Origin of the sequence: Frankia tisae (genome assembly GCF_025403405.1) — a bacterium.
Lineage (GTDB): Bacteria > Actinomycetota > Actinomycetes > Frankiales > Frankiaceae > Frankia > Frankia tisai.
Genome location: NZ_JANEZT010000535.1, coordinates 1 through 3,192 on the forward strand (window position 1 = coordinate 1; position 3,192 = coordinate 3,192).

Annotated in this window: 1 protein-coding gene; it reads left to right on the forward strand. The window is 75.8% G+C overall.

What is annotated here, in order from left to right:
* On the forward strand, positions 1-3,094 hold a 3,094-nt coding region (locus NBZ85_RS29390; protein WP_261563195.1), incomplete at its 5' end, for an SDR family NAD(P)-dependent oxidoreductase.
* Between the last annotated feature and the right edge of the window lie 98 nt (positions 3,095-3,192).

A 3,192-nucleotide genomic window follows, 5' to 3' on the forward strand; every position in this document is an offset into this window, starting at 1 on the left:
CCGGACCCACCGTCGGCGACTGCGGGAGCGGTTCCCGCAGTCGCCGACGGTGGGTCCGGAGCAGCTCGCGGAGCTGCGCACGTTGGACCAGATCGCCGACTTCGTCTCGGCTGGGGCGGGTTCGTCGTCCGCGTCGGGCGGTTCCGCGGAACCGTCGGCCGGTGCACCTGCTGGTGCTGGTGGTGCTGGTGGCATCGCCGGTATCGACCGGGAGGCGGTGCGGGGTGCGTTGGTCGAGGTGGTGGCGGAGAAGACAGGTTATGCCGCGGACATGATCGATACCGGGATGGATCTGGAGGCGGATCTCGGGGTTGACTCGATCAAGCGGGTGCAGGTGTTGGGGGCGTTGCGGGAGCGGTTCCCGCAGTCGCCGACGGTGGGTCCGGAGCAGCTCGCGGAGCTGCGCACGTTGGACCAGATCGCCGACTTCGTCTCCGCCGCACCGCCCGTCTCCGCCGCACCGCCCGGCTCGGCCGCATCGACCACCACGGCCGACGGCCTGAAGGCAGGTGGTGTCGGCCCAAAAGCCGGTGAGCCGGCGCGGGCACCGCGCCGGCCCATCCGGCTGGTGACCCTGCCCCCGGTCGACCGGCTCGACCGCCCGTACGCAGACTCCCCGGTGGCCGTCGTCGTCCACCGGGGCACCCCGGGCGCGGTCCTTGACGGCCTGCGCCAGCGGGGATGGACCGTGCGGGAGGCCGACCTCGGCGCCGCCGCCGGTCCGGCCCTGCCGACGGCCGACGCGGTGGACGAGGCCCTGGCCGCGGCGTTCGAGGGGCGGGTGGACCTCGCCCTGACCATCCTGACCCCGGGCGCCGACTGGGCTGACTCCGTGGCCGTGCTCGCGGAGACCGTCCTGGTCGCGCGGCACGCCCACGGCCCGCTGACGGCGAGCGCCGCGAACGGTTCCCGCGCCGCCTTCGTCACCCTCACCCGCATCGACGGCGGCCTGGGTCATCTGGGCCCGGCCGCGGCCGCGACGGCCCTGCTCGGCGGGGTCGGCGGCGTCGTCAAGACGCTGGCCGCGGAGACCCCGCAGCTGTTCTGCCGGGCCCTCGACGCCGCGCCGGATCTTCCCGACGACGCCGTCACCGGACTACTCGATGCCGAACTCCACGACGTGGCCCGCGACACCCCCGAGGTCGGCCTCGACGCCGCCTCGGTGCGCCGGACGGTCGTCCCCGGCCTGTTCGACCCGCTCGCCACGGCCGATCCCGCCGGTACCGATCCCGCCGGTACCGATCCAGCCGCTGCCGGCGGGGACGTGGACGCGGTGACGATCGGCGCGGACGACGTCCTCGTCGTCTCCGGCGGAGCCCGCGGCGTCACGGCGCTGTGCGTACGGGCTCTCGCCGAGCGCGCCGCCGCCAGCTTCGTGCTGCTCGGCCGTTCGCCGCTGGCCGGCGAGCCCGGCTGGGCCGTCGGCGTCGCCGCCGGCGAGCTCAAGGCGGCCGTGATCGCCCAGCTGCGGGCCACGGGCACCCGTCCCACCCCGCGCGAGGTCGAGGGCGTCTACCAGGGCCTGCTGGCCCAGCGGGAGATCCGCGAGACGCTGGCGGCGGTCGAGGCCGCGGGTGCGCGGGCGCGTTACGTCGCGGTCGACGTCACCGACGCCGACGCCCTGCGCGCCGCGCTCGGGGACCTGCGTGGGCAGGTCACCGGTGTGGTCCACGGCGCGGGGGTGCTCGCCGACGCGCTGCTGCCCGCGAAGTCCGCCGCGGAGGTGGCCCGGGTGTTCGCCCCGAAGCTGACCGGGCTGCGGGCGCTGCTCGACGCCCTCGACGGTGCTCCGCTGCGCCACCTGATCCTGTTCACCTCCGTCGCCGGGCTGTACGGCAACCCCGGCCAGGCCGACTACGCCGCCGCGAACGAGGCCCTGTGCCGGGTGGCGGCCTCGATGAAGCATGACCGTCCCGACTGGCACGTCACCGCGATCGACTGGGGTGCCTGGGACGGCGGCATGGTGACCCCCGCCCTGCGGGAGCTGTTCCAGGCGCGCGGCGTGGAGCTGCTGGCCCCCGACGCGGGTGCCGACGCCTTCGCCGGCGCGTTCCGGCCCGACCGCACCGACGAGGTGTGCGTGCTCGTCGGGCCGGGCCGCTCCCTGGCGGATCCGGCTGCGGCCGGCGGGCCGGCCGTGCGTGCCCGCCGGTCGCTCACCTGGATCGTCGACCATCCCGTGATCGCCGCCCACCGGATCGGGGAGCACCGGGTGCTCCCGGCCACGTTCGGCCTCGGCTGGATGATCAACAATGTGGAGCGGTCCCACCCGGGGCGGCGCGTCGTCGAGGTCCGCGACTTCGCGGTGCACAAGGGCATTGTCTTCAACGGCGCGTCCCCCGCCGGTGCCTCTCCCGCCGGTGCCTCTCCTGACAGCGCGCAGGTCTTCCTCGACTCCGCGGTTCCGGACGTGGCCGGGGACGGCCTGCTGGTGCGGGTCGCGGTGCGCGGCGACGGCACCGGTCGGCTGCCGGTGTCGCACTACGCGGCGACGTTCGTGCTCGCCGCGGCCGACGCCGCCGCGGCCCGGCCGGCCGTGGTGCTGCCCGGCTGGCCCGGCTACCGGCTGGGGGAGGGCCCACCCGACGCCCTGGCCATCTACACCGAGGGCACCCAGTTCCACGCCCCGCGGCTGCAGGGCCTGCGCCGGGTGCTGGCCCGCGGCGCGGACCGGCTGGTCCTCGAATGCCAGCTCGACGACGACGCCGACCTGCGGGCCGCGTACGGCGGGGCGCTGCACAGCCCGGTCCTCGCCGACGTGCTCCTGCAGGGGCCGCCGGTGCTCGGCAAGGCGCTGCTCGGACAGGCCTGCCTGCCCCTGGGCATCGGCCGCGCCGAGTACTTCCATCCCCTGCCCGACGCCGCGCCCTTCGTCCTCGTCCTGGACCGGGCGCGCATCGACACCGGCGGCGGCACGGCGACCGTGACCGCGACCGCCTGCGCCCCGGACGGCACCGTGCTGGTGCGGTTCACCGATGTCACGGTCGCCGCCACGGCCGGCATGGCGGCGAAGTTCGCCGAAGCCGTCCGTGCCTGGCAGCAGACCCCGACCGCGGACCACATCCCGAGCGAGAACGAGGACGACCCGTCATGATCTTGGTCGACCAGGCTGAGCGCCTCGACTTCGTCGGCGAACCGTTCGACCCGCTGGCCTTCGCCGCCCCCGCGTCGCCGCCCGCCGCCGAACCGCCC